This is a genomic window from Sporosarcina pasadenensis (assembly GCF_047228845.1).
In the GTDB taxonomy this organism is placed as follows: domain Bacteria; phylum Bacillota; class Bacilli; order Bacillales_A; family Planococcaceae; genus Sporosarcina.
The window spans coordinates 18,716-41,833 of the sequence record NZ_JBFEGM010000003.1; the positions used below are offsets into that span (position 1 = coordinate 18,716).

At 44.4% G+C, this 23,118-nt stretch carries 25 protein-coding genes; 20 read left to right on the forward strand and 5 right to left on the reverse strand.

All coding sequences use genetic code 11. From position 1 onward, the window contains the following. Nucleotides 1-235: 235 nt before the first annotated feature. The 5 genes from AB1K89_RS05455 (at nucleotide 236) to AB1K89_RS05475 (ending at nucleotide 4,810) form a co-directional block, all read left to right on the forward strand. Entirely contained in the window at nucleotides 236-1,426 is a 1,191-nt protein-coding gene (locus AB1K89_RS05455; protein ID WP_413053769.1) for an ABC transporter substrate-binding protein, read from the forward strand. A gap of 68 nt (nucleotides 1,427-1,494) precedes the next feature. After that, on the forward strand, nucleotides 1,495-2,370 hold the full coding sequence (locus AB1K89_RS05460; protein WP_413053770.1) for a branched-chain amino acid ABC transporter permease: 876 nt from the start codon (nucleotides 1,495-1,497) through the stop codon (nucleotides 2,368-2,370). A gap of 11 nt (nucleotides 2,371-2,381) precedes the next feature. Then, entirely contained in the window at nucleotides 2,382-3,332 is a 951-nt protein-coding gene (locus tag AB1K89_RS05465) for a branched-chain amino acid ABC transporter permease (protein ID WP_413053771.1), read from the forward strand. Next, nucleotides 3,322-4,107, forward strand: coding sequence for an ABC transporter ATP-binding protein (locus tag AB1K89_RS05470; RefSeq protein WP_413053772.1), 786 nt, complete (start codon nucleotides 3,322-3,324; stop codon nucleotides 4,105-4,107). The genes AB1K89_RS05465 and AB1K89_RS05470 overlap by 11 nt, the downstream gene beginning before the upstream one ends. After that, complete coding sequence (locus tag AB1K89_RS05475; RefSeq protein WP_413053773.1) at nucleotides 4,100-4,810, forward strand: ABC transporter ATP-binding protein; 711 nt, start codon at nucleotides 4,100-4,102, stop codon at nucleotides 4,808-4,810. Before AB1K89_RS05470 ends, AB1K89_RS05475 begins: the two co-directional genes overlap by 8 nt. Nucleotides 4,811-4,938: 128 nt before the next feature. Here AB1K89_RS05475 and AB1K89_RS05480 read toward each other — a convergent pair whose 3' ends face one another. The 3 genes from AB1K89_RS05480 to AB1K89_RS05490 all read right to left on the reverse strand — a co-directional run bounded on the left by AB1K89_RS05480 (nucleotide 4,939) and on the right by AB1K89_RS05490 (nucleotide 7,888). Then, the gene (locus AB1K89_RS05480) at nucleotides 4,939-5,745 is read right to left on the reverse strand and encodes an ABC transporter substrate-binding protein (RefSeq protein WP_413053774.1); all 807 of its coding nucleotides are present in this window, start codon (nucleotides 5,743-5,745) and stop codon (nucleotides 4,939-4,941) included. 9 nt (nucleotides 5,746-5,754) lie between these two features. Continuing rightward, the gene (locus AB1K89_RS05485; protein WP_413053775.1) at nucleotides 5,755-6,786 is read right to left on the reverse strand and encodes a hypothetical protein; all 1,032 of its coding nucleotides are present in this window, start codon (nucleotides 6,784-6,786) and stop codon (nucleotides 5,755-5,757) included. 82 nt (nucleotides 6,787-6,868) lie between these two features. After that, the gene (locus tag AB1K89_RS05490; RefSeq protein WP_413053776.1) at nucleotides 6,869-7,888 is read right to left on the reverse strand and encodes a S66 family peptidase; all 1,020 of its coding nucleotides are present in this window, start codon (nucleotides 7,886-7,888) and stop codon (nucleotides 6,869-6,871) included. A gap of 158 nt (nucleotides 7,889-8,046) precedes the next feature. Between AB1K89_RS05490 and AB1K89_RS05495 the strand changes: the two genes are divergently transcribed. From AB1K89_RS05495 to AB1K89_RS05555, 13 genes are all read left to right on the forward strand, one after another. Next, nucleotides 8,047-8,694, forward strand: a complete 648-nt coding sequence (locus tag AB1K89_RS05495; protein ID WP_413053777.1) for a glyoxalase — start codon at nucleotides 8,047-8,049, stop codon at nucleotides 8,692-8,694. Between the two features lie 59 nt (nucleotides 8,695-8,753). After that, entirely contained in the window at nucleotides 8,754-9,278 is a 525-nt protein-coding gene (locus tag AB1K89_RS05500) for a hypothetical protein (RefSeq protein WP_413053778.1), read from the forward strand. 230 nt (nucleotides 9,279-9,508) lie between these two features. Beyond that, the gene (locus tag AB1K89_RS05505) at nucleotides 9,509-10,132 is read left to right on the forward strand and encodes a hypothetical protein (protein WP_413053779.1); all 624 of its coding nucleotides are present in this window, start codon (nucleotides 9,509-9,511) and stop codon (nucleotides 10,130-10,132) included. After that, nucleotides 10,129-10,887: a cytochrome c biogenesis CcdA family protein gene (locus tag AB1K89_RS05510; protein WP_413053780.1), complete on the forward strand. Its 759-nt coding sequence runs from the start codon at nucleotides 10,129-10,131 to the stop codon at nucleotides 10,885-10,887. Before AB1K89_RS05505 ends, AB1K89_RS05510 begins: the two co-directional genes overlap by 4 nt. Nucleotides 10,888-10,903: 16 nt before the next feature. Continuing rightward, entirely contained in the window at nucleotides 10,904-11,479 is a 576-nt protein-coding gene (locus AB1K89_RS05515) for a TlpA family protein disulfide reductase (RefSeq protein ID WP_413053781.1), read from the forward strand. A gap of 38 nt (nucleotides 11,480-11,517) precedes the next feature. After that, entirely contained in the window at nucleotides 11,518-12,201 is a 684-nt protein-coding gene (locus AB1K89_RS05520) for a response regulator transcription factor (protein WP_413053782.1), read from the forward strand. Beyond that, entirely contained in the window at nucleotides 12,188-13,267 is a 1,080-nt protein-coding gene (locus AB1K89_RS05525; protein WP_413053783.1) for a sensor histidine kinase, read from the forward strand. Before AB1K89_RS05520 ends, AB1K89_RS05525 begins: the two co-directional genes overlap by 14 nt. Nucleotides 13,268-13,291: 24 nt before the next feature. Beyond that, nucleotides 13,292-14,725: a bifunctional metallophosphatase/5'-nucleotidase gene (locus AB1K89_RS05530; protein WP_413053784.1), complete on the forward strand. Its 1,434-nt coding sequence runs from the start codon at nucleotides 13,292-13,294 to the stop codon at nucleotides 14,723-14,725. A gap of 185 nt (nucleotides 14,726-14,910) precedes the next feature. Beyond that, nucleotides 14,911-16,056, forward strand: coding sequence for a DUF445 domain-containing protein (locus AB1K89_RS05535; RefSeq protein WP_413053785.1), 1,146 nt, complete (start codon nucleotides 14,911-14,913; stop codon nucleotides 16,054-16,056). A 12-nt stretch (nucleotides 16,057-16,068) separates the two neighbouring features. Next, entirely contained in the window at nucleotides 16,069-16,419 is a 351-nt protein-coding gene (locus AB1K89_RS05540; protein WP_252504110.1) for a YlbF family regulator, read from the forward strand. A 64-nt stretch (nucleotides 16,420-16,483) separates the two neighbouring features. Next, on the forward strand, nucleotides 16,484-17,992 hold the full coding sequence (locus AB1K89_RS05545) for a coproporphyrinogen III oxidase (protein WP_413053786.1): 1,509 nt from the start codon (nucleotides 16,484-16,486) through the stop codon (nucleotides 17,990-17,992). A gap of 354 nt (nucleotides 17,993-18,346) precedes the next feature. Then, complete coding sequence (locus tag AB1K89_RS05550; protein WP_413053787.1) at nucleotides 18,347-19,126, forward strand: enoyl-CoA hydratase; 780 nt, start codon at nucleotides 18,347-18,349, stop codon at nucleotides 19,124-19,126. Between the two features lie 79 nt (nucleotides 19,127-19,205). Then, the gene (locus tag AB1K89_RS05555; protein WP_413053788.1) at nucleotides 19,206-20,018 is read left to right on the forward strand and encodes an STAS domain-containing protein; all 813 of its coding nucleotides are present in this window, start codon (nucleotides 19,206-19,208) and stop codon (nucleotides 20,016-20,018) included. A 9-nt stretch (nucleotides 20,019-20,027) separates the two neighbouring features. On the opposite strand, the gene mgsA is transcribed toward AB1K89_RS05555, so the two are convergent. Then, nucleotides 20,028-20,474 (reverse strand): methylglyoxal synthase, encoded by a 447-nt coding sequence (gene mgsA / locus AB1K89_RS05560; protein ID WP_413053789.1) that lies wholly within the window; start codon nucleotides 20,472-20,474, stop codon nucleotides 20,028-20,030. 73 nt (nucleotides 20,475-20,547) lie between these two features. Further along, nucleotides 20,548-20,733: a YhzD family protein gene (locus tag AB1K89_RS05565; RefSeq protein WP_252504105.1), complete on the reverse strand. Its 186-nt coding sequence runs from the start codon at nucleotides 20,731-20,733 to the stop codon at nucleotides 20,548-20,550. Nucleotides 20,734-20,881: 148 nt separating this feature from the next. Between AB1K89_RS05565 and AB1K89_RS05570 the strand changes: the two genes are divergently transcribed. Next, on the forward strand, nucleotides 20,882-21,781 hold the full coding sequence (locus AB1K89_RS05570) for an ABC transporter ATP-binding protein (protein WP_413053790.1): 900 nt from the start codon (nucleotides 20,882-20,884) through the stop codon (nucleotides 21,779-21,781). Further along, nucleotides 21,774-23,036, forward strand: a complete 1,263-nt coding sequence (locus AB1K89_RS05575; protein ID WP_413053791.1) for an ABC transporter permease — start codon at nucleotides 21,774-21,776, stop codon at nucleotides 23,034-23,036. The genes AB1K89_RS05570 and AB1K89_RS05575 overlap by 8 nt, the downstream gene beginning before the upstream one ends. Nucleotides 23,037-23,118 lie beyond the last annotated feature (82 nt).

Below are 23,118 nucleotides of genomic sequence, written 5' to 3' on the forward strand. Positions count from 1 at the left end.
AGTGAAAATTTTATATTAAATTAATCAATCCTGCGTCAGTCTTTTTTCTCATGACAAATTACCTGATTTAAATGATTGGAAATGTTCAAATAGAAAAATAAATTTGTGTAGACTAATAGTTTAGTTTGTTTTACAATGGACATGTTCACATAAAACGGTATTTTCTGATAACTATAACTTGGGGGCATAGGTTGAAAGTATTAGAAATACCAACGACAAAGGGGGAACATAGTAAATGAAGAAAAAATTAGTCAAATTATTCGCCGCATCTGCTTTATTCGCGGGACTATTGGCAGGATGTGGAGAAAGCAGTGGGGGAAGCAGTGGGGCGAGCAGTGGGGCAAGCGGAGATACGATTAAAATCGGTCTCAACCTTGAATTATCAGGTGCCGTTGCTTCATATGGCACAGGGATTAACCAAGGAGTACAGCTTGCAGTTGATGAAATCAATGCTGCTGGAGGGGTAGATGGAAAGCAGATTAAACTAATTCCAGTTGACAACAAGTCTGATGGGCAAGAAGCAACGAATGGTGCTATTAAGCTAACAGACCAAGATAAGGTCGTAGCAATTATCGGCGCTGCAACAAGTGGTAATACAATTGCGCAAGTAGAAATTGCGAATAATAAAGAGACAGTGCTAATCACTCCTTCTGGTACTAGCATGGTCGTTACGGTAAACGAAAAAGGAAAACTCAATGAGTATGCATTCCGTACGACATTCATTGACCCATTCCAAGGAACAGTCGCTGCAAACTTTGCGTTGAATGAATTAGGAGTTAAGACAGCAGCTGTTTATGGGGATAACGCAAGTGACTACGCTAAAGGGTTAGGAGCTGCATTTATCGAAACGTTTGAAGCTGGTGGAGGAAAGATTGTTAAACAAGAATCTTATATCGCTAAAGACACAGATTTCCGTTCAACATTAACGCGCATTAAATCAGCAGACCCTGAATTTGTATATATTCCTGGTTATTATGAAGAGGTTGGTCTAATCGTTAAGCAGGCACGTGAATTAGGCATTGATGTACCACTGATGGGTGGGGATGGTTGGGATTCTCCAACATTAGTTGAATTAGCAGGAGCAAAAGCGTTAAATAATACATTTGTCACAGCTGCGTATGCTGCAGAAGATCCAGATCCGATGATTCAAAACTTCGTAAAAGCTTTTACAGACAAACACGGAGAAGCGCCGGATGGATTTAGTGCATTGGGGTATGACACAGTGTATTTATTAAAAGATGCGATTGAGCGTGCGGGTGAAGCCGATTCAGTGAAGATTAAGGAAGCATTAGAGCAAACAAAAGACTTCCCACTTGTTACAGGTGCACTGACGATCGATGAAAACCATAACCCGATTAAAGCTGCAACGATTTTGGAATTTGTTGATGGACAAATGAAGTTTAACTCAAAAGTAAATCCCGAATAATGATGAAATGGGAGGAGTTTCCTCCCATTTCTAATTCTCATAAAGAGTTGAGATAGGAGTGAATGTTCATGGAATGGATTCAGCAGCTGGTGAATGGTATTTCACTCGGAAGCATTTATGCTTTAATTGCACTTGGCTACACAATGGTATATGGAATCATAAAACTTATTAACTTCGCACATGGTGATGTATTCATGGTTGGTTCGTTTATTGGATTCTATTCCATTACGGGATTAGGTCTCGATTTCTTTACAGCGTTAGTTTTAGCGATGACTTTTTGTGCATTATTTGGGGTCCTCATTGAACGAATTGCCTATAAAAGGTTAAGAAATGCCACAAGAATTGCGGCATTAATAACGGCTATTGGTGTCTCGCTCTTAATAGAGAATGGCTTTATATTTGTCTGGGGTCCACAACCAAAGGCGTTTCCTGACGTTATCGTGAATGGCACTTTTGAAGTTTTAGGTGCACAAATCAGTGTGAAGTCAGTACTTATCTTATCGATTTCTCTCATTCTAATGATGATACTACATTTCATTGTCCACAAGACGAAAATTGGGAAGGCAATGCGTGCAGTTTCTCATGACAATGAGACGGCTAAATTAATGGGCATTAATGTTGATAATACGATTTCCGCAACTTTCGCTATTGGGTCAGCTTTGGCAGGAGCTGCGGGCGTTATTTTTGGTTTGTACTATACAAAAATCGATCCGTTAATGGGGATTATTCCAGGGATTAAAGCGTTCGTAGCAGCGGTTCTCGGTGGGATTGGTATTATACCGGGTGCCATGGTTGGTGGCCTTGTTTTAGGAGTTGTTGAAACACTTGTCAATGCATCTGGTGGCTCGTTATGGAGAGACGCGGCTGCTTTTGTCATCTTAATCTTGATTTTAATCTTCAGGCCGAATGGTATCTTCGGTAAGAATACGCGTGAGAAAGTGTAGGTGAGAGATAGATGAAAAAAGCAAAACGATTTTGGCTTTTTATTTTGTTAGCGGTAGTTATCTATAGTGTCGTCCAATTACTTATCGCGACTGGAGTATTTGGTTCCTACTATTCCAATACCCTCATTTTAATGGCCATAAATATCATTTTGGCGGTCAGCCTACATTTAGTTATCGGAATTACTGGTCAGTTCTCTATTGGACACGCAGGATTTTTGGCAGTGGGTGCATATATTTCTGCCATTATTACGATGAAATTAGAACTTCCGTTTATCGTCGGGATCATTGCTGCTGGAATTATCGCTACATTAGCGGGACTTGTCGTTGGTATTCCAACTTTACGTTTAAGAGGAGATTACCTGGCTATCGCAACACTTGGATTTGCTGAAATAATCCGGATTATCTTTTTGAATATTGACTATGTTGGCGGGGCAGCCGGAATGCAAGTCTCCCATTACACGACGTGGACCTATGCGTTTGTTTGCTTAGTCATCACAATTTTAGTCATCTCTAACTTTACGAACTCCAGGCATGGTCGTGCTTGTATTTCAATTCGTGAAAATGAAGTAGCTTCTGATGCGATGGGCATTAATACGACTTTTTATAAAGTAGCTGCGTTTGCGATCGGTGCTTTTTTTGCCGGAGTTGCAGGAGCACTGTATGCGCACAACTTTTATATTATTCAACCTGTAAACTTTGGATTTTTAAAATCCTTCGATATTTTGATATTTGTTGTATTAGGCGGACTTGGAAGTTTGTCGGGTTCAGTGATTGCAGCCATTTTGTTAACCATCGTTTCTACTTATCTACAAGGGTTTCCTGAAACTCGTATGATTATTTATAGTCTTGTCTTAATATTGGTTATGCTTTATCGACCTCAAGGATTAATGGGAACACGTGAAATTACAGATCTCCTACGTTTTAAAAAGTTCCGGAAAGGAGTGGCGCAGCATGTCAAATAAGCCATTGCTCTCCATACAAAATGTTGGCATCAATTTTGGGGGATTAAAAGCTGTATCAGGATTTAATATGGAAATTCATCAAGGGGAATTAGTCGGTTTAATAGGACCGAACGGGGCTGGTAAAACGACGAGCTTCAACCTATTAACGGGTGTGTATACACCAACATTTGGTGAAATTACGTTCAACGACAAAAAGCTTAATAAGCTTGCACCGTATCAAGTAACGCAACGAGGGATTAGTCGTACATTTCAAAATATCCGTTTGTTTAATGAACTATCCGTTTTGGATAATGTGAAAGTAGCGTATCATTCTCTAGCCAAGCATTCGATTGTTAGCTCAATATTGCGTTTACCTTCTCATTTTTCCGGAGAAAAAGAGATGGAAGAAAAATCGATCGAGTTCTTAAAGATCTTTAATTTACATGAAGATTTACATTCCCTTGCAAAAAATTTGCCGTATGGGAAACAACGTAGGTTAGAAATTGCACGTGCGTTAGCAGCGGGCCCTAAATTACTTTTGCTCGACGAACCAGCTGCAGGCATGAACCCTCAAGAAACGCAGGAACTCATGTCGCTCATAGCATTTGTCAGAGAAAAATTCGATTTGACAATTTTACTAATCGAGCATGACATGAACTTAGTCATGGGGATTTGTGAACGTATATATGTGCTGGACCACGGGGTCTTAATAGCCGATGGAACACCTGAAGAAGTTCGCAGTCATCCGAAAGTCATCGAAGCTTATTTAGGAGAGGAGGTCCCTGTCCATGCTTAGTGTGAAAGATATCGATGTGTATTACGGAAATATTCATGCACTAAAAGGGTTGAGTTTAGAGGTAAACGAGGGTGAAATCGTTACGCTAATTGGTGCGAATGGTGCAGGGAAGTCAACCCTTCTAAAAACATTGTCAGGACTATTAAAACCAAAGTCAGGAACCATCCACTATTTGAATTCTTCAATTGTTGGAAAGCCTGCCCAATCGATTGTAAAAGCAGGAATATCCCATGTACCGGAAGGACGCCGAGTGTTTGCTAACATGACTGTAGAAGAAAATCTAGAGTTGGGAGCTTTCACAAGGAAGGATAAGAAAGGAATCGCGGAAGATTTATCGAAAGTTTATGAAACATTTCCAAGGTTGCTTGAGCGAAGAAAACAGTTATCTGGAACGCTGTCCGGTGGTGAACAGCAGATGTTGGCAATGGGTAGAGCGATTATGGCTAAACCAAAACTGTTGCTACTTGACGAACCATCCATGGGGCTTGCGCCACTTATGGTTCAAACAATCTTCCAGGTAATTGATGATATTAACAAAGAAGGAACGACTATTCTGTTAGTTGAGCAAAATGCGAACATGGCTCTTTCAGTTGCGAGCCGAGCATATGTCATTGAAACGGGTCGCGTTACTCTATCCGGAACGGCAAATGAGCTTCAAGCAAGTGAGGAAATAAAAATGGCCTATCTTGGTGGTCACGTATAACATACATCTAAAGCAGCTCTTCCTGTAAAAAGGGAGGGCTGTTTTTCATAAAGCTAAAACAAAAAAACACTTGGCCTCAATTGGCAAGTGTTTTTACGTGCTCCTTCAATCAACTAAATTGACTAAACTCAAAGTGGGTTTAGGAATTTGCTGCTGTTAAATCTTAAGTGCTTTTGAAAATAGCTTACCGCCTCCATCATCCTCGGTCCGTACCAGAACATTTCCCCGTCAATTAAGATTGGCTTAGTAGTTGGCATTATTTCTAGAAACTCTGCGGAATGCTTTTCTTTGAAAGGGAAGGGCTCTGATGCCAATAATACATAGTCCAATGCTGCGCTCTGAAATTCGTCTGGAGTGACAACAGGATATCTGCCATTAGCTTCGATGAACGGATTGATGAAGCCCATTTTCTCCAGTAAGGAATTGATATACGTATCTTTCCCGACGACCATATATGGCTTCCGCCAGATGACATAGCCTACTCGTTTCCCCGTAGCTTTAGGCAAAGACTCAAATTGCTCATGGATAGCGGCATTCAATTGACTGGCAGCTTCTCCCCGATCCGTCAAGCTGCCCATGTCCTCGATCATCCGGAATGCATCATCCACTGACTGGACTTCTGCGACATAGACGGGGAAGTGTTTCTCCAACTCCTCCACAATCTCTTTCGTGTTTTCCTCTTTCTCGACGATGATGAGGTCCGGTTGCACGTTTTGGATTGCTTCCAGCTTAATGTCCTTTGTACCTGCAACAGCCGGTACATTTTTGACCTTGCCTTTCGGGTGGATGCAAAAACGGGTCCTCCCGACGATTTCCTCTTCAAGATTGAGTGCAAATAATGTATCGGTAATGCCAGGGCATAATGACACGATCCGTTTTGGCGGGAAGGTAAAAGTGACACTTCGTCCGACCTGGTCTACAACAGTTTTATTCAAAACTTTGCTTCATTCCTTTCCTGCGAAAAACTTTGCGGCTGCCTTTGCAACTTCTTCAGGAGCTTTTAAGGATAATGGCTCCCCGTGCAAGTAATTGAAAACATTCATATCACTCGTATCCAACATCCCGATTGTCATACGGGGGATCAGCCTGAAGTGGACTTGCTCCGCAGCATGCTTGTTGACGGGAATGAACAACGAAGCATTAAAGCTTTCCAATCCATTTTCTTTAAAATAGCGGAAGAAACGGAGAAGGCTTTTCGCAAGGTCGTCAAAGGCGTCACTATCCAGTTCATTGAAAGAAGGCGCATCGAAAACTCCGAGGAAATCGCAATGGCTCTTCGGTGCAAAGGCGTGCATCCAGTTAATGGAGCCTTCTTTGCCAATCCATCGTTCGTCATGTTCTCTCTCTTCAGAAGCAAGCGAGATAAAGTAATTCATTCCTTCATTTTTATAGAAATCGTGACTGCTCGATGTGACAGCCGCTTGATAATTCGTCGGCTGCTCGGAAGCGAGCACGTGGATGTGAGGATGAAGGATGCTGCCTCCTGAAGGCGGCAAGTAATTCCAATTGATGGAGACATATTCGGTTTTTGGGTCAAACTCGAGAACATTTTTTATATACTGATGTGCGGCTTTAAATGAATCCGAGATTAGATCTTCTGTGAATTCTTCGAGCTTCACATAATGTTGTTCTGACATGCGAACAACTGCATTATGCTTGCTGTAAGGGAATAGGTTCGGAAAAACGACCGCTTCTTTGCCGACGAACCGCCCGCCTTCCACCAATTCATCAGGGAAACGCGGCGTAATCGTAGAGACATTTTCAGCACAGAAAGGGCATTTTTTGCCTTCGGCCGCCTTCGCAAGCTCCGAATAATCCTTCGGAACGAAAGGTGCGCCCGGGTCGAAAATGATCCGTGACGTTTCACCGGTTAGAGGATCGAATCTAATTTCAGTCTTTCTATCAATCAACTTCCCGTCTTGCATCGGGTCGTGGAATGTGAAATATTCTTCATGTTTGCGTAACGAAATTGGCATAATCGTACTCCCCCTTAAAATAAGCTTTCTTTCATTCTATCGTTAACTGACAGAAAAGTCAGCCGGGTTGGTCGTAGATTGATTATTGGAGTGTGGTCTTTACGTGCCCTTTTCCATTGTTAACAGTTACTTTACCGTTCGCTCCATTGACGAACGTAATTTGTGGCGGTACATGGCCTACATCAGCATCGTAAATGATAGGCAAGCCGGTCAGCTCTTTTATTCTCTCCATTGAATCCAATACAGTAAATCCTTTCACATCCTGACCGGCAGGGGAGCGGCCGAAGATGATGCCCGCAGCATTGTCAAACCATCCTGCATAGACAAACTGAAGCATTGACCTGTGAAAATCAGTAGCGTTCATTTCGCAGTTCTCGAAATACCATAAGATCGGCTCATCGTTCAAGAAGTTTTTCTGGAATGAAGCAATATCGCCATATGGCGTTCCGACGAGGTGACGGATCGTATCGATACAGCCACCTAAAAAGCGACCTTCCAATTCGACATTGTCTGTCCCGAGAACCTTCCATTCCGTCGGTGTATCAAGTTTATATACGTAAGGATCGTCCGGAGCATCGTGCTGCCATTTGGACTGGAACTTTTCAGATGACTGCTGTTCAATGGTTGAACCAGCAGGAGTCTGTAATACATCAATGAATTTACTTGCAACAGGTTCCCATTCATCGCTGCGCAATTCGACGAAGTTTGGTCCATGCGCGGTCGCTATGCCGGTTTTGACTGTCAGCGCAAATAGGAAAGTGCTCGTATCCGAATAGCCTAAAATCCATTTAGGGTCAATTTCCTTCCAATTAATGAACGGCAATATCTCCATCAGGATCTCCCCGCCCCAAGGGGGAATGATGGCACTGATTTCCCGGTTTTTGAACATTGCCATGAGTTCAGCAGCACGAGATTCTTTCGTTGCTGAAGCGGATTTGTTTTGTGTCCACACCGTATCTCCGATGTTTACTTTGTATCCCCTGTTTTCAAACTGCCGTTTTGCATTATGGACGAGATGGTGAAGGACTTCGTCCACACCAGAAGATGCGGCTGTTACGCCGATTGTGTCTCCTTGTTGCAATGGTATTGGATAGCGAATCATAACAATCACTCCATATTCTTTCATAGTTTATGGTAAGATAGGTGTATAGTAGTTTATCAATAATTCTTAAAACTGTCACTAGTATGTATTGGGGAAGAAGGATAATTAAGCGGGTTGAATAAATTAAATAAAGATACAGAGATAGGGGATAAGTCAAGATGATCAAGTCTGCAACATTATATACAAACAATCTGAAAGCATTACGACGTTTTTACGGAAACGTGTTAGAACTCGATATGACAGAGTCAACAGCTGAGAAGTTCACAGTTAGGATCGGCGAATCACATCTTACATTCAAACAGACTGACCAACCGGCTTTCTATCATTTCGCCATCAACATCCCGGGCAATCAATTTTCCATGATGAAATATTGGATAACGGACCGCGTCACGCTAAACCGTGAAGAAGGACGGGATGAAGTATATTTTCCGAGCTTTGATGCGGATTCGATGTATTTCGAAGATCCCGTCGGCAATATCGTCGAACTAATTGGCCGAAGAAAACGTGATCTATTCGGAGATTTGACGAAAGAATCATTCTTAAGTATTAGCGAGATCGGTATGGCGACGCCCCATGTCGTCGAAGTCGGCGACCAGTTGCTAGATCTCGGCATTCCGTTGCGTGACGGGATTGAAGTGGAACCTGAGGAGCTAAACTTCCTCGGACGCGGAGATGCTTTCATCGTCCTCGTTCCGCTTGGCCGCCGCTGGTATTTTTCAAAAAAAGTATCGGAATCATACCCGGTTGAACTGACTTGGAATGATACACATATTAAATTAAATGAAGATGGTAAGCTTTCTTTCTAGAAGGACCGCCGAATGCCCAGAAACTGGCACGTTCGGTGTAGAGCGGGGAATAGCAGGAGATGCCATCAAAGGCTAACCTATTGCTACAATTGTTGGATATCGAGAATGCGCTGTTCTTGATCGATTTGGGAGGAGAACGGATGAGGAAATTCTTGCAGCTGAGTGGAATCGGAATCGCAAGCGGAATCATTTTGGCTGTCCTCATGCAACTCGTTTTTGCACTGACAGGAAACGAAGCGTACATCTTGCTGTATAATGTAGATTATTTTCCTTTCATTCATATCTTCAAGGACAGCGCCTCGTTTGGCTTTGCGTTTCATCTTGTTTTTTGCATCGCTAGTGTCGTTGGCCTGTTTTACATATTAACGTTCTTTGATTGGCACTACAGCATTTGGCCATATGTCGCTGTATATACCGCAGGTAGCGGAGTGCTGTACTTTTTGACGCTGCTAACAGAAAAGCCGCCCGCTGCAGATGACGGGATGGCGTGGTTCTATTGGACAGCCGGCCACTTCGTGTTCAGCCTCGCAGTCGGCTGGATGGTCAGATTGTTTATGAAGTCGGATACGAATACGAGAGTATGACGCTGTTCCAACATTTAAAAGAAGAGCTTGTGAATGCATTGAATGATAAAAGTCCTAATAAATGGGCATAAGTAATCGGAAATTATTCAGAAATAAAAAAATAGTAGAGAGAAATTACAAACGAGCAAGGCTTTCAAAAAAGCCCTGCTCGTTTTTTTACGTTCATTCATCAAATTTTCATATTGCGCCGGTACGATGGTCGAGTTAGTAACAGAGAGGAGAAGATCTTCATGTCGGAGAGGATGATGGAAGTCGGACTGATTCTCATGAGTCTTGCGGCGGGTGTGGGGGTAGTCGCTTTTCTATTGAATGGAAAAGGGTTCGTTTCACGGGCGGTATCCTTGTTTACTGATTTCATCGTATTCCTTTGGATCGGCAAAATTGTTGGGAATTTCAGCCTCCTCATTCGCGACCCCTTTGCTGTGTTGGCTTATCCGGCAGGTTCGCAATCTTTTTATATAGCAGTAGGGCTGACTGCTGTTTCTTTATTGTATAGACGGAAGCGGGAAACGAATTCGGCCGGATTCAAAGTATTTCTCCTACAAGTCTTGTTATTGTCTGCTTTTTTCTATGAGTTCCTTCAATATTTCTATGCGCGACATGATTCAGTGGTGTTGAACCTATTGCTTTATGGGATGCTGGCGGCAAATGTGATTCTTTTCAGGCTGCCTGAGAGGCAAGCCATCCGTCTGTCCGTCCTGCTTTGGAGTATCGGAGCGATTGTCATCTTGCAAATGGTTGGACTTATAACTCTGTTTGGCATTGTTCTCTCTCCGTGGTTTGTTCTTTTGCTTTTGCTTTCCTTTGCAGTTGCTTCACTTACATTTACTAAACAGAAAGTGGGGATTTTATGAGTATGATTACCGCAGATACAGCTTTGCTCTTAGGCTTGGCTCTCGCATTCGGGGCAGGAGCATTATCGTTTCTTTCTCCTTGTGTACTGCCGCTTTTTCCAGCTTATCTTTCCTATATAACCGGGGTGAGTGTCATGGATATCCAGGAGGACCGGTCGGCTGCTGTACGGAAAAAGCTTCTCAGCCATGCGCTGGTTTTCATAGCAGGGATTTCGGTCGTCTTCATCAGTCTGGGAGCCGGGGCTTCCTTAGTCGGACAATGGATGCAGGACCTTCTCTCAGGAAGTTCGGGACTGCTGATCCAGCGGCTTGCCGGTATTTTCATTATCTTCATGGGCTTATTAGTGGCTGGTTGGGTTCAAATCCCGCTGTTTATGAAAGAACGGCGCTTCCAGTTTTCAAAGTCTAAAACGAGTTTTGCAGGAACATTTTTTGTAGGGGTCGGGTTTGCTGCCGGCTGGACGCCGTGCATCGGTCCGATCTTTGCTTCAATCCTCCTGTTTGCTGCCACCCAGCCGGCACAAGGCATGTTGTATACCATTATGTATGTCATTGGCTTTGCGGTTCCTTTTCTTGTACTGACGTTCTATATCGGTTCGTCAAAGTGGCTCGTTCGAAAGTCCGGCATCATCGTGAAAATTGGCGGTGCCCTCATGATTCTTATGGGCCTAGTCCTGCTGTTCGGCTGGATGCCGAAAATTGCCGCGTATATTTTGGACTTGATCAGTGGTTCATGGCTTTCCAAATTGGGATGAAAGGAAGAATAAATGAATGAAACGTACAGTAGTAGGCCTTTTGATGATTGCATTGATTGGCTGGGTATTATATGACTTTATCGAAAAGAAGGTATCTGAGCCGGACAGCGGACGCACCCCGGTCATTTCAACCAATACCGAAACTGCAGATTCGGAAGCGCTGGACTCTGTAGGCGTCTCCCGAGGCCAGATTGCCCCTGACTTTGAACTGCAGACGTTAGATGGGGAAACCACTCGTCTTTCGGATTACCGGGGACAGCGGGTTTTCATTAATTTCTGGGCGACATGGTGCCCGCCTTGCCGTGCGGAAATGCCGGATATCCAAAAGATTTCAGAAGATGGAGATGTAGTAGTTCTCGCTGTCAATCTGGCGTACACCGAGCGAAACCAGAATGATGCAGCCAAATTCATCGAAGAGTTAGGCCTCACTTTTCCAATTCCACTTGAAGAAGACGGTAAGCTCGCTGAACAATATCGGGTGTTTGCCTATCCGACATCCTATTTGATTGATTCGGAAGGACGGGTGCAATTCGTCGCAATGGGCGCGATGAATTACGATATGATGCGGCGTGAGCTGAATAAGCTGAGATGATGATGCAGATTATGTAGGATAAAGCCGGAGGGATGAAAATGAAACAGACGATCATGATTGTCGAAGATGACCTGATGATCCGCAATCTGCTGCGTCTTTATCTTGAAAAGGCGGGCTATACGGTCGTGGAAGCTGCAGACGGTGAAGAGGCGAAGCGTGTGTATGTCAAGACGCAGCCATGTTTGCTTGTCTTGGACCTCATGCTGCCTAAATTGAGTGGAGAAGAAGTGTGCAAGTGGGTTAAGGAGCAGTCTCCGGATGAAGCGGCGGTCATCATGCTATCTGCCAAGGTGAGCACTGAAGATAGAATCAGTGGTCTGCATATAGGGGCAGACAGCTATTTGACTAAACCGTTTGACCCGGAAGAACTGCTTGCGAATGTCGAGGCTGTCCTTAGACGAACCGGCCGCTTCTGCCAAAAAATCGTATATGACGGTCTTTGCCTGAAACCCTTGAAGGGAGAAGTGTGGCTAAGTGATCAACTTGTCTGTTTAACTTCCCACGAGTTTCGTCTGCTCCATCATTTCATGAAACATCCAAACATGGTTCTGAGCCGGGAAGCCCTTATCGAAAACCTTCACCCGAACGGCAGCCAATCTGTCATGGATCGGACGATTGATGCCCATATTAAAAAACTAAGAGAAAAGATTGAAGTAAATCCGTCTTCACCTGAGAGGATACGGACTGTGAGGGGGATGGGCTATAAATTTGTTGTGGACTAAGATTCATGAGTACTTGCCAAAAACAATCTTTTGGCGGCTCACGCTCCTAAACTTTGTCATTACCGCCTTGTTCATTGCCATTAGCAGCTGGGCCATCTACAGTACTGCCTGCATTCTCTTCGAAGGGATGAGCAACAACCGTGCCGGCGCTTTCCGGCAAGCACTGCGTAAAGACCTTTGGGTGTTCAGCATTGCCGCTATCCTCATCGGAGGCGTATTCCATATCTGGCTAAATCAGAAGCTCGTCCGTCCACTTCAACTGTTAATTGGAAAGATAAAAGAGTTGAAAGCGGGCGGAAATCCGGAGATGGTTCAGATTCAGACGAACGGCGAGATGGAGGAGCTGATCCGGCATTTCAATGAATTGACCGGCCAGCTCGAATTCAACCGCCGCCAGCAAAAGAAATTCATCTCGGACCTATCTCATGAGATTCGGACACCAGTTACAAATCTGAATGGCTATATGAAAGCTCTGAAAACAGGTCTCGTTGATGGGGGGCCTGAATTGTATGAGGCTCTTTATCAAGAAACAGTCCGGCTTATCGATCTTCTGAAGCAGTTTGACACTTTGAAGGAATGGGAAAACAGGCGCCAAGGCTATGACTCAGAAAGAGAAAGCAGCATAGAGATCGCGGTCGTCGTGGCTCAGGCAGCTAGCATGTTTGAATGGAAGTTGAGGGATCGCAGCATCCCTTGGGAACTGGATGTCGAGCCAACCGTTTTTAAGATGAATCGGGCTGCCATTACCCAAGTACTTGCCAATTTGCTTGACAATGCGATCCGCTATTATGACGGTCCTGGGCCAATCCGGATTATTGGGCGCTCTGGCGGTGGTCGATATACGATTGCCGTCAAAGGCCCAGGCCTTCCCATTCCTACTTACGCTCCCGAAATTTTGTTCGAACGTTTCACCCGGATGGAACCTTCCCGGCACCGTGACCTCGGCGGGGCGGGGTTGGGCCTTGCGATCTCAAGGGAGATTGTGGAGCGGCATGGGGGAAAAGTCGGTGTAGAGACGGACGGCCGGGTGCATCGGTTTTGGTTTTGGGTGGAGGAAGCATTTTGAATAAGTATGGTTAGGGGAGATCACGTGACGAAAAAAATAACTATATTTCAGCAAAATGATACACATGGTTGTTTAGATGCACATGATGAATTTTATTGGCAAGGAAATGACCCTGTTCTAAAAAGGGCGGGGGGTCTTGCGAGAATCAGCAAGTATGTGAAAGATGTAAAAAAGCAACATAAGAATGTCTTGTTCTTTGACGGCGGCGATTTGTTCCATGGTACGTTGCCGTTAGTGAAAAGCCAAGGGGAGGCATTGATCCCTATCTTGAAAGAAATGGAGTTAGATGGATTTGTGCCGGGTAATTGGGATTTTGCTTATGGAAAAAAGCAATTGAAAAAATTAGTTGGCAAATTGCCTTGCTTGACACTCGCGTGTAACGTATTCGAAGATGATACCCAAGAGCCATTTGTTACACCTTCTAAGATCTATGAAATGGCGGGAATGAATGTTGGCGTCATTGGACTGACGTATGGACATGAAAAGGAGACAATGCCGGAAAGCTTTACTGAAGGACTATCCTTTACATTGGGCGTGGAAGAAGTAAGCGGAATCGTCGAGGCAATCCAAGATAAAGTGGATCTTATCATCGTGGTCAGTCACTTGGGTTTGCCTTTGGACGTGAAGTTGGCATCCATTGTGAAAGGAATCGATGTTATCCTTTCCGGGCATAGTCATGACCGGGTTATAAGCCCGATTGACGTGGAAGGAACGCTTGTTGTTCAAGCAGGTTCAAACGCTGCATTTTTGGGCCGTTTGGATCTCACAGTAGAAGGTGGCTGCATCACTCACTATGATTACAAGCTAATTGATATACATGAACATATGCAGGAAGATCCCCATGTCGCGGACTTGGTGCAAGCAGCACTTGAACCATTCAGTAAGGAAATAAATGAGATTGCCGGTGTAACAAATACCCTGCTTCACCGGATGTCGTTAGAACAAGCACCGATGGATAAGCTTATTACAGATGCATACTTGCATTCCTCTGACTGTCATATCGCCTTTTCGCATGGGTGGAGGTATGGTCCTCCGATGGCAGCCGGTCCATTGTCCATTTTTGACTTGTACAGTATCATTCCGACGAATCCGAACTTGTTCACAGTCGAAATGGAGGGGCAAGCACTTCGGAAAGTATTGGAAAATAATTTAGAAATGGTATTTTCTGCGGATCCGTTCAAGCAGAAAGGTGGCTACATCCTGCGCTCTTCAGGCCTTTCCATGACATACAAGCCGTATAATCCAAAGGGGTACCGAATCCAAACTTTGCATGTTGGAGGAAAAGAACTTGACGATCATGCAACGTATAAAGTGGCAGGAGGAGGCGGCCAAGTACTAAAGGAAAGTGAAAAAGATAAATCATACTTTGTCCATCAAGCTATCGATGTAATTTGTTCATTTCTGAAGGAGAAAGGGCCTTTCGAGTTACGTGGTTCCAATCAAATAATAAGTGTATAAAAACGGGTGGAACTAAAGAGTATGCATAACAATGCGAGGGGTCGAAACAATGTATCGCACTAGCCGATTACCAATAAAGGTGATCGGCTCTTTTCATGCAAGCCGTCGCCCCAATCGAATGCTTTTTCCAGAAGCCCGCCTTCTGTTATAATGAAATCCGAATGAATCGGAAATAAGGTGAAGCGATGGATTTCATATGGACATTGTTGTTTATGGCTTTCATTGGGGCGTTGATCGGGGGATTTACGAATCACTTGGCGATCAAAATGCTGTTCAGACCCCATGAGGCAAAATATATTGGCAATTGGCGTCTTCCGTTTACGCCAGGGTTGATTCCGAAACGGCGTGACGAACTTGCCGTACAATTGGGGAGGACGGTCACGAACTATTTAGTCACTCCTGATGTGTTGCGCAATAAATTACTCACGCCCGAAATGGAAAGAAAAGCGGAAGCATTTTTCCAAAGCAAGATAGAGGAGTATGTGCTGCTATCGGACAAGACGTTGCACGATTGGCTACAAGTGGCAGGGGCTCAAGACATTGTAGAGAAAGCTGAGCGGAAAGTCGATGCCCTCATCGATGGACAGCTCATGAACGTGCGCGAGAAATTGACAACGGGTACAATTGAAGAGGTCGTTCCGCTGGATTGGCAGGAGCGTGCGAAGGCACATATTCCTGCAATGACAAACTATATTCTGCAACGAGGCGAGCAATTTGTGGACTCCTATGAAGGCAAAGTGATGTTCCAAAAGTTGATCAATGATTTCCTCGAGTCGAAAGGGACGTTTGGCGGCATGTTGAATATGTTCTTTGGCGATTCCAACTCGCTTGTTGAAAAGGTGCAGAGGGAAGCGGTGAAGTTCATCAATGCACCAGGCACATACAATCTGCTGCACACTATGTTTGAGAAGGAATTTTCGAAGCTGCAAAAGCGTCCGATGGAAGAACTGCTTGCAGGGTTCAACTGGGATGGACTGTTTACTTCCATTAAAGCATATGCTAACAAGGAACTTGCGCTGGATACCCGTTTGGATAAAACAATCCAAGATTATTGGCCGAAAGGTTCCGAGTGGACTGCAGAAAATCTGACGCCGAAAGTGACGCAATTCGCTTTTGATCAAGCCCAAAAGCAGCTGGAGCAATCATTGAAAAAGCTGAAGCTTGATGAAATTGTCAAGGAGCAGGTAGATACTTTCCCGGTTTCTGTCCTGGAGGATCTTGTTCTCGGTATTTCAAGGCGCGAATTCAAAATGATTACTGTCCTTGGAGCTCTGTTAGGTGGTATCATCGGAATAGTGCAAGGATTGATCGTCTTTTTTACAAACTACTAGGGGGAATTAATGATGACTGTTAATATTTATGATGACTTGAACAAATTAGAGTCGACACTTCGCAAGACTGATGAATATGCGGAGGTGCAGAACGCGATTGAGGAAGTGAAGAAAGACGAGCAGGCGCTGGAACTGTTCAAGAGCTTCCGTAAAATTCAAATGACGCTTCAGCAGAAGCAAATGCAAGGCGAAGAAATCGCGCATGAAGAGCTGGAGTATGCACAAAAAACAGCACAGCTTGCTCAGCAAAACGATAAGATCATGCAAATGCTCCAAGCGGAAATGAAGCTCAGCGGCCTGATCGAAGAAGTGAACCGTGTCTTGATGAAGCCGGTTCAAGAAATGTACGAAACGATGCAATAAAACCGGCTCAGCCGGTTTTTTTGTGTTATATTTCATGTAATCTTTAATGAAAGTTGGTCAAACCATGCAAAAGATAATCCTTAAAAAATCATTCGAACAAGATTGGATACGGATGTTCACCCACCTCGCCAATCTATTCTTCGAACAATCAAAAGTCATCATAGACACCGAAGAAGAAGGAATACTTGTCGACTTATCCATAAAGCAAGATGGTGCAACGATAAATGGTTTCGCCCAATTAACGTATAATGGCAACGAATTCAGCGCCACTTTTTCTGAACAAGTGACAGAAGACAGTTCTGAAACTGAGACCCGGCAGCTGAAACGGATTTATTCCCACGTGTTTCTCGAAGTTCTAGAGCAGCTTACCGGAATGAAACAATCCTGGGGAATTCTAACCGGAATCCGTCCGATGAAACTGTTCCATAAATACCGCCAGCAAGGACATAGCGTGGAAGAGGCAAAGCGGCTCCTAATGGAAAAACACCGGATTTCCGAAGAGAAAAGTGAGCTTCTCGCAACGATCGAGCAAGTCCAGCTGCGGGCAATCCCGGATTTACATCAGATTCAAAACGATGTCAGCATCTACATCGGCATCCCGTTCTGTCCGACAAAATGTGCGTACTGCACGTTCCCGGCATACGCCATCCATCGGAAAAACGGGCGGGTCGAATCATTTCTCGACGGTCTGCATGAAGAAATCCGCGAAATCGGGAAATGGTTGACGGAGCGGGACATCAAAATCACGACTATCTATTTTGGCGGAGGAACACCGACTTCCATCGAAGCGGATGAAATGGATGCCCTGTATAAAACCATGTATGATTCATTCCCGCATATGAAAGAAGTGAGGGAAGTGACCGTCGAAGCGGGGCGGCCGGACACGATTACCCCTGCCAAAATCGACGTCCTGAAAAAATGGGGGATCGACCGGATCAGCGTCAATCCACAGTCGTATACGGATGAAACGTTGAAAGCGATCGGAAGGCACCATTCCGTGCAAGAAACGATTGATAAATTCTGGCTGTCCCGAAATATGGGCATGAAAAACATCAATATGGATCTTATCATCGGTCTGCCGAATGAAGGGCTGGAGGAATTCCGCCATTCGCTCGACGAAACGGAGAAGATGCAGCCTGAATCGCTGACTGTCCACACACTTTCATTCAAACGGGCTTCCGAGATGACAAGGAACAAAGAGAAATATAAAGTGGCGGATCGGGAAACGGTTGAACAGATGATGAAGATGGGCGAGCAATGGACGAAAGAAAACGGCTATGTCCCGTATTATTTGTACCGCCAAAAAAACATTCTCGGCAACTTGGAGAATGTCGGATATGCGAAGCTGGGCGAAGAAAGCATATACAATATTATTATTATGGAGGAAGTACAGACGATCATCGGAATCGGTTGCGGCGCTTCCAGTAAATTTATGGACCCCACGACCGGCAAAATTACGCAATTCCAAAATCCGAAAGATCCCGCTGCGTATATCCTTACGTTTGAAGAATATATCGAGAAGAAGATCGAACATCTTGAAAGGATTTTCCCTCAAGCTATCCAAGTCAACTGAACTAGCAGATAACCTTGGCACTTTACTAGTGCCAAGGTTCAGCCTGTTGACAAACGCTCGCATCCGTTGTTGCTCATGTCGCTCGTCCGCTCATGAACTTTAGTTCTATTCGCGTCTTCTCTCCACTTCGCGCCTAGGATGACAAGCGTTTTCAATCAGGCTGAGGGAAATGTCTATTAATAGTATTTATCCCTAAAATTGAGTGTAGACAAAGTCAAAGTCCGACTTTGTCTACACTCTGAACCTTGGCACTTTACTAGTGCCAAGGTTTTTTCAATTTTAAGAGGGTTTCCTCGAAAAATAGCGAATAAGTAATAATGAATGTTTATTCATTATCGAGAGGGGGTATTCATTATGTATTCTACAATTGAATTGACAATAGAAGGCCGGCTTGCACGGCTGACTATGAATAGGCCGGAATCCATGAATGCAATGGATGATACGATGATGAAAGAATTGGCGGACGCCTTTGAATCACTTTCATCTCATAATGAAGTACAAGTGCTGATTATCAATGGGGCAGGCCGCACATTCTCGGCGGGCGGGGACATTAAGAAGATGATCGACCCGGATGCGCCAATGGATATCGAAAAAGTGATGACCGATGTGTCACGTCTCGCAAAAGGGTTATATGAACTTCCGCAAATTACAATTGCCGCAATCCATGGATCTGCTGCAGGACTTGGGTTCAGTCTGGCGCTCGGATGCGATGTCATTATCGCTGAAGAGAACAGTAAACTTGCAATGAATTTCATAGGAATCGGGCTTGTGCCTGACGGTGCCGGACATTTCTTCTTAAAAGAACGGATCGGGGTGCCGCAAGCGAAGCAGCTAATCTGGTCGGGAGACGTGATGAACGCAGAAACGGCCAAGGGGAAGGGACTGATCGATCAAATCGTTCCCGATGGAAGCGTCAGTCAAGCATCCGAAGAATTGGCGCAGAAGTTTCTATCTGCTCCGATTGCAGCAATGCTTGCATCTAAAAAGATTTTACATGAACAAAAGATTGGTGAATTGGAAAATGTATTGCGCATGGAAAGTGAACAGCAAGTCGCCATGCGTAACACAAAAGACCATTTGGAAGGAATCAATGCCTTCGTAGAAAAACGAAAACCGGCATTTATAGGAGAATAGACAAATACAGCTGTTGTCCATCAAGTAGGGCAACAGCTGTATATGCCTGCAAAAAATGGGATTACACCGGAGGATGCTCATGACAAACGCACTGAAGAATGAATTGAATAGATTCATCGAAGAAAACGGGGAGAGTTTTGTAGATGAACTATTAGTTGAAGCGTCAACTGTGAAGGAGAAAATCAATACAATCCTTGAAGTCGGCAACATCGATTTGATAAACAATGCTTTTAAACTTGTCGGTTATGCTTTGGAGAACAAATTGGATGAGCTTCGTCAATTCGCCAATGTGGAAGGGATTGCTTGGGCGACCCATTCATTGACATTATCGTTCAAATTGGAATGGGTGCAGGCGATTCGGAGAACGCTTTGGACTTTCCTTCAACGATATCTCAATGAAAATAAGGTTGACATCGAGTTCTTCCAGTTGGAAAGACAGATCAATAGCTCTATCGATCAATTTCTGAACGCGTTTTTCATCAGCTATTCCGCCTATAAGGATGAACTGTTGAAAGCTCAAAGGGACTTGGTTGAAAACCTTTCTGTACCGATCATCCCGATCAACCCGACGGTATGTATCCTTCCGGTCATCGGCTCAATCGATTATTACAGGGCGAGAGTGATGGAGGAGAAAGTGTTGACGGAAATTGGTCGATTGCATATTCAAACATTGGTGATGGACCTTTCAGGAATTGCGGACATGGAGGCGGAAGTCATCGATCAGTTGAAGAAGATCATTGACGGTGCAGCATTGATGGGATGTACGACTGCCATTACCGGATTGAGGCCGGATGTCGTCCGGAGCATGGTGCGTCTCGGCGTTCAATTCGATGGGAATACGCAAATGGTCGGAACGCTTCAGCAAGCATTGAGCATTTATTTCACAAATTAAAAAGAGGGCTTAATCCTCCACGGGATTAAGCCCTTTTGATTTGTATTTATCTGCGGTATTCCGCCAAGTGAAATATCCTTTTTCAACCGCTGCAATTAATAACTCTGCAGTCGCAATGTTCGTTGCAAGCGGAATTCCATATACATCACAAAGGCGTAAAAGCGCACTGACGTCAGGCTCATGGGGCTGGGCGGTCAATGGATCGCGGAAGAAGAGGATCAAGTCCAATTTTCCCGTAGCAACCATTGAACCGATCTGCTGGTCCCCTCCTAACGGTCCGGACATCATTCGGTTAACGTGAAGGCCTGTCTCTTGCATAATTCGCTTCCCGGTTGTCCCTGTTGCATATAGATTGTATTTTGAAAATACATGTTTGTATGCAATCGTGAAATTCACCATTTCGTCTTTTTTCTGATCATGGGCAATAAGTGCAATGTTCAAGTGAAGCACCTCCATCCTGTAGCTTGCTCAATTAACATATCACAGCAGCATGATGGTAGCCAAATTTTATTGCAATTGCCGATTTGTATCAAACATGAAACAACAATAGCTTCCCAGCAGGCGAAGCAAGGCGATGCGTTTGTTCAAGAAGATTCTTTTCTTCGAGCAACGCATGGCCTTTTTCTTTTGCCGATTCATCATTCTCCGCCGTGAACGTCTCTTCTGTAATTAACTTTCCTGTCTTTTCATACGCTGTTAATTTATAAGTTCTCAAGCTGCTCATCCTTCCATCCCTTTTCTCCATTATACTATGAATACATGAAAAATGAATAGTTGTTCATTTCAAAAGTGTTGGGCATATGAAACTATATACTATGATATACGTAGAAGAGTGAAGCCTGAAAAGGGAAGGGAGAAATAGAATGGCATTAAAATTAGAAAACGTAACGAAGCGGTTCGGGGAATTCACCGCGGTGGATCACTTGAATCTGACTGTAGAGAAGGGTTCAATGTACGGTTTCCTAGGTGCAAACGGGGCAGGCAAGACAACTACGTTCCGAATGATTTTAGGATTATTGAACGCCAATGAAGGACACATCACTTGGAACGGTAAAACAATTTCCTACGCAACGAGCCCTGAAATCGGCTATTTGCCGGAAGAACGAGGACTTTATCCGAAAATGAAAGTGGAAGATCAGCTCATTTTCCTCGGTGAGCTACGAGGGATGAAAAAGGCCGATGCCAAGAAGGCAATCGATTATTGGCTGGACCGTTTCGAAGTGTCGCAAAACAAGAACAAAAATGTGGAGGAGCTTTCGAAAGGGAATCAGCAGAAGATCCAAGTCATCGCTGCACTCATGCATGATCCGAAGCTACTCATCCTTGACGAACCGTTTTCCGGGCTCGATCCGGTGAACGTCGAAATGTTGAAGAAAGCGATTATTGATTTCAGGAATAACGGAGCGACAATCCTCTTCTCAAGCCATCGGATGGACCATGTAGAAGAGTTATGTGAGAAGTTAAGCATCATCCATCATGGCAAGCAAATCGTGAGCGGCTCGCTGCGAGATGTGAAGCGGTCGTTTGGCAGACAAAATGTGCGCATCCGATCCGACTATGATTTGAAGGCTCTCAACAACGTACGAGGAATTATTTCCGTCGCTCATTCGGTGGAAGGGGCCGTCTTCCAAATCGAGGAGGAAGCGGTTGCGAACGATTTGCTGTCAGCAGCATTGCAAGCGGGACCTATCCGTCATTTTGAGATTGAAGAGCCTTCCTTGCAAGACATTTTCATCGCAAAGGTGGGGAAAGAGTATGCGTGAGTTTTGGATCATCTTTAAACAGGCATTTTCGTCAAAGGCAAAGTCCAAGTCTTTCATCATTACAACTGTAATCATGATTATTGCGATCTTCCTGCTCGCGAATTTTTCAAAGATCATCGATACGGTACAAAACGTCACAGGAACAGGTGATTCAAAAGAGGTCCTTCAAGTTGTGGATGAGAGTGGAATCATTGTTGACCGACTGCAATCGCAGTTAGAGGCTGGAGAGTATGACATCACTGTCGAAGCGGCCAATGAAACGGAGGAGGTTCTTGCAGATAAAGTCTCGTCCGGTGAAATCAACTCATTCCTAGCTCTTACGGTCGATGAACAAGGAACGATCCATGCAAAATATACGACGATGAGCATGATGGACTTTTCAGTGCCACTGCGTATCCAGGATGCACTGCAATCGATTCAAACGGGATTAAAGGCGGAGGAGCTTTCGCTGACGGGTACGCAAGTGCAAACGTTGTTTACACCGATCCAGTTTGAGCAGAAAAATGTTTCGCCTTCCGCAAAATCGGAAGAGGAACTAGGCCAGGCGAGAGTCCTCGTCTATGTTCTCATGTTTGTCATCTATTTTGCAGTCATCTTGTATTCGAGCATGATTGCGATGGATGTGGCAAATGAAAAATCCTCGAGGGTGATGGAAATCCTCATTTCGAGCGTCTCACCAGTGAAGCATATGTTTGCGAAGGTGTTGGGTATCGGATCACTAGGGATATTACAGATCATCATTTATGGAGTTGTCGGCTTTATCGCCTTCAAAACGTCTGCTACGGAAGTGCCTGATGGATTTTCAGATTTCTTCAGTATACAAGATGTAAGCATCAGCACATTGGTATATGCGGCGGTATTCTTTATACTAGGCTACTTCCTCTATGCAACTCTTGCCGCGTTATTAGGTTCATTGGTCAGCAGGACTGAGGATGTCCAGCAAATGATTATGCCGATGTCTTTGCTGATTGTAGTGGCTTTCCTCATTGCTATGACGGGCTTGGGCAATCCGGAACTCGGCTATGTGACGTACTCGTCGTACTTCCCATTCTTTGCACCACTCGTCATGTTTTTACGGGTAGGCATGCTCGATTTACCAATGTGGGAACCATTTTTGGCAATTGCCATTATGCTGTTGACGATTTTCATCCTCGGTTGGTTCGGCGCACGCGTTTACCGTGGCGGAGTTCTCATGTATGGACCATCCCGTTCACTGAAAGACATCAAAAAAGCGATTCAATTAGGTAAAGAATGATAGAAAGCCGTTTTTCGTCGGAAAGTTAGACGGACAGCGGCTTTTTTCATATCTAGCTCCGATCGCCAGAAGCTCGGGGTCA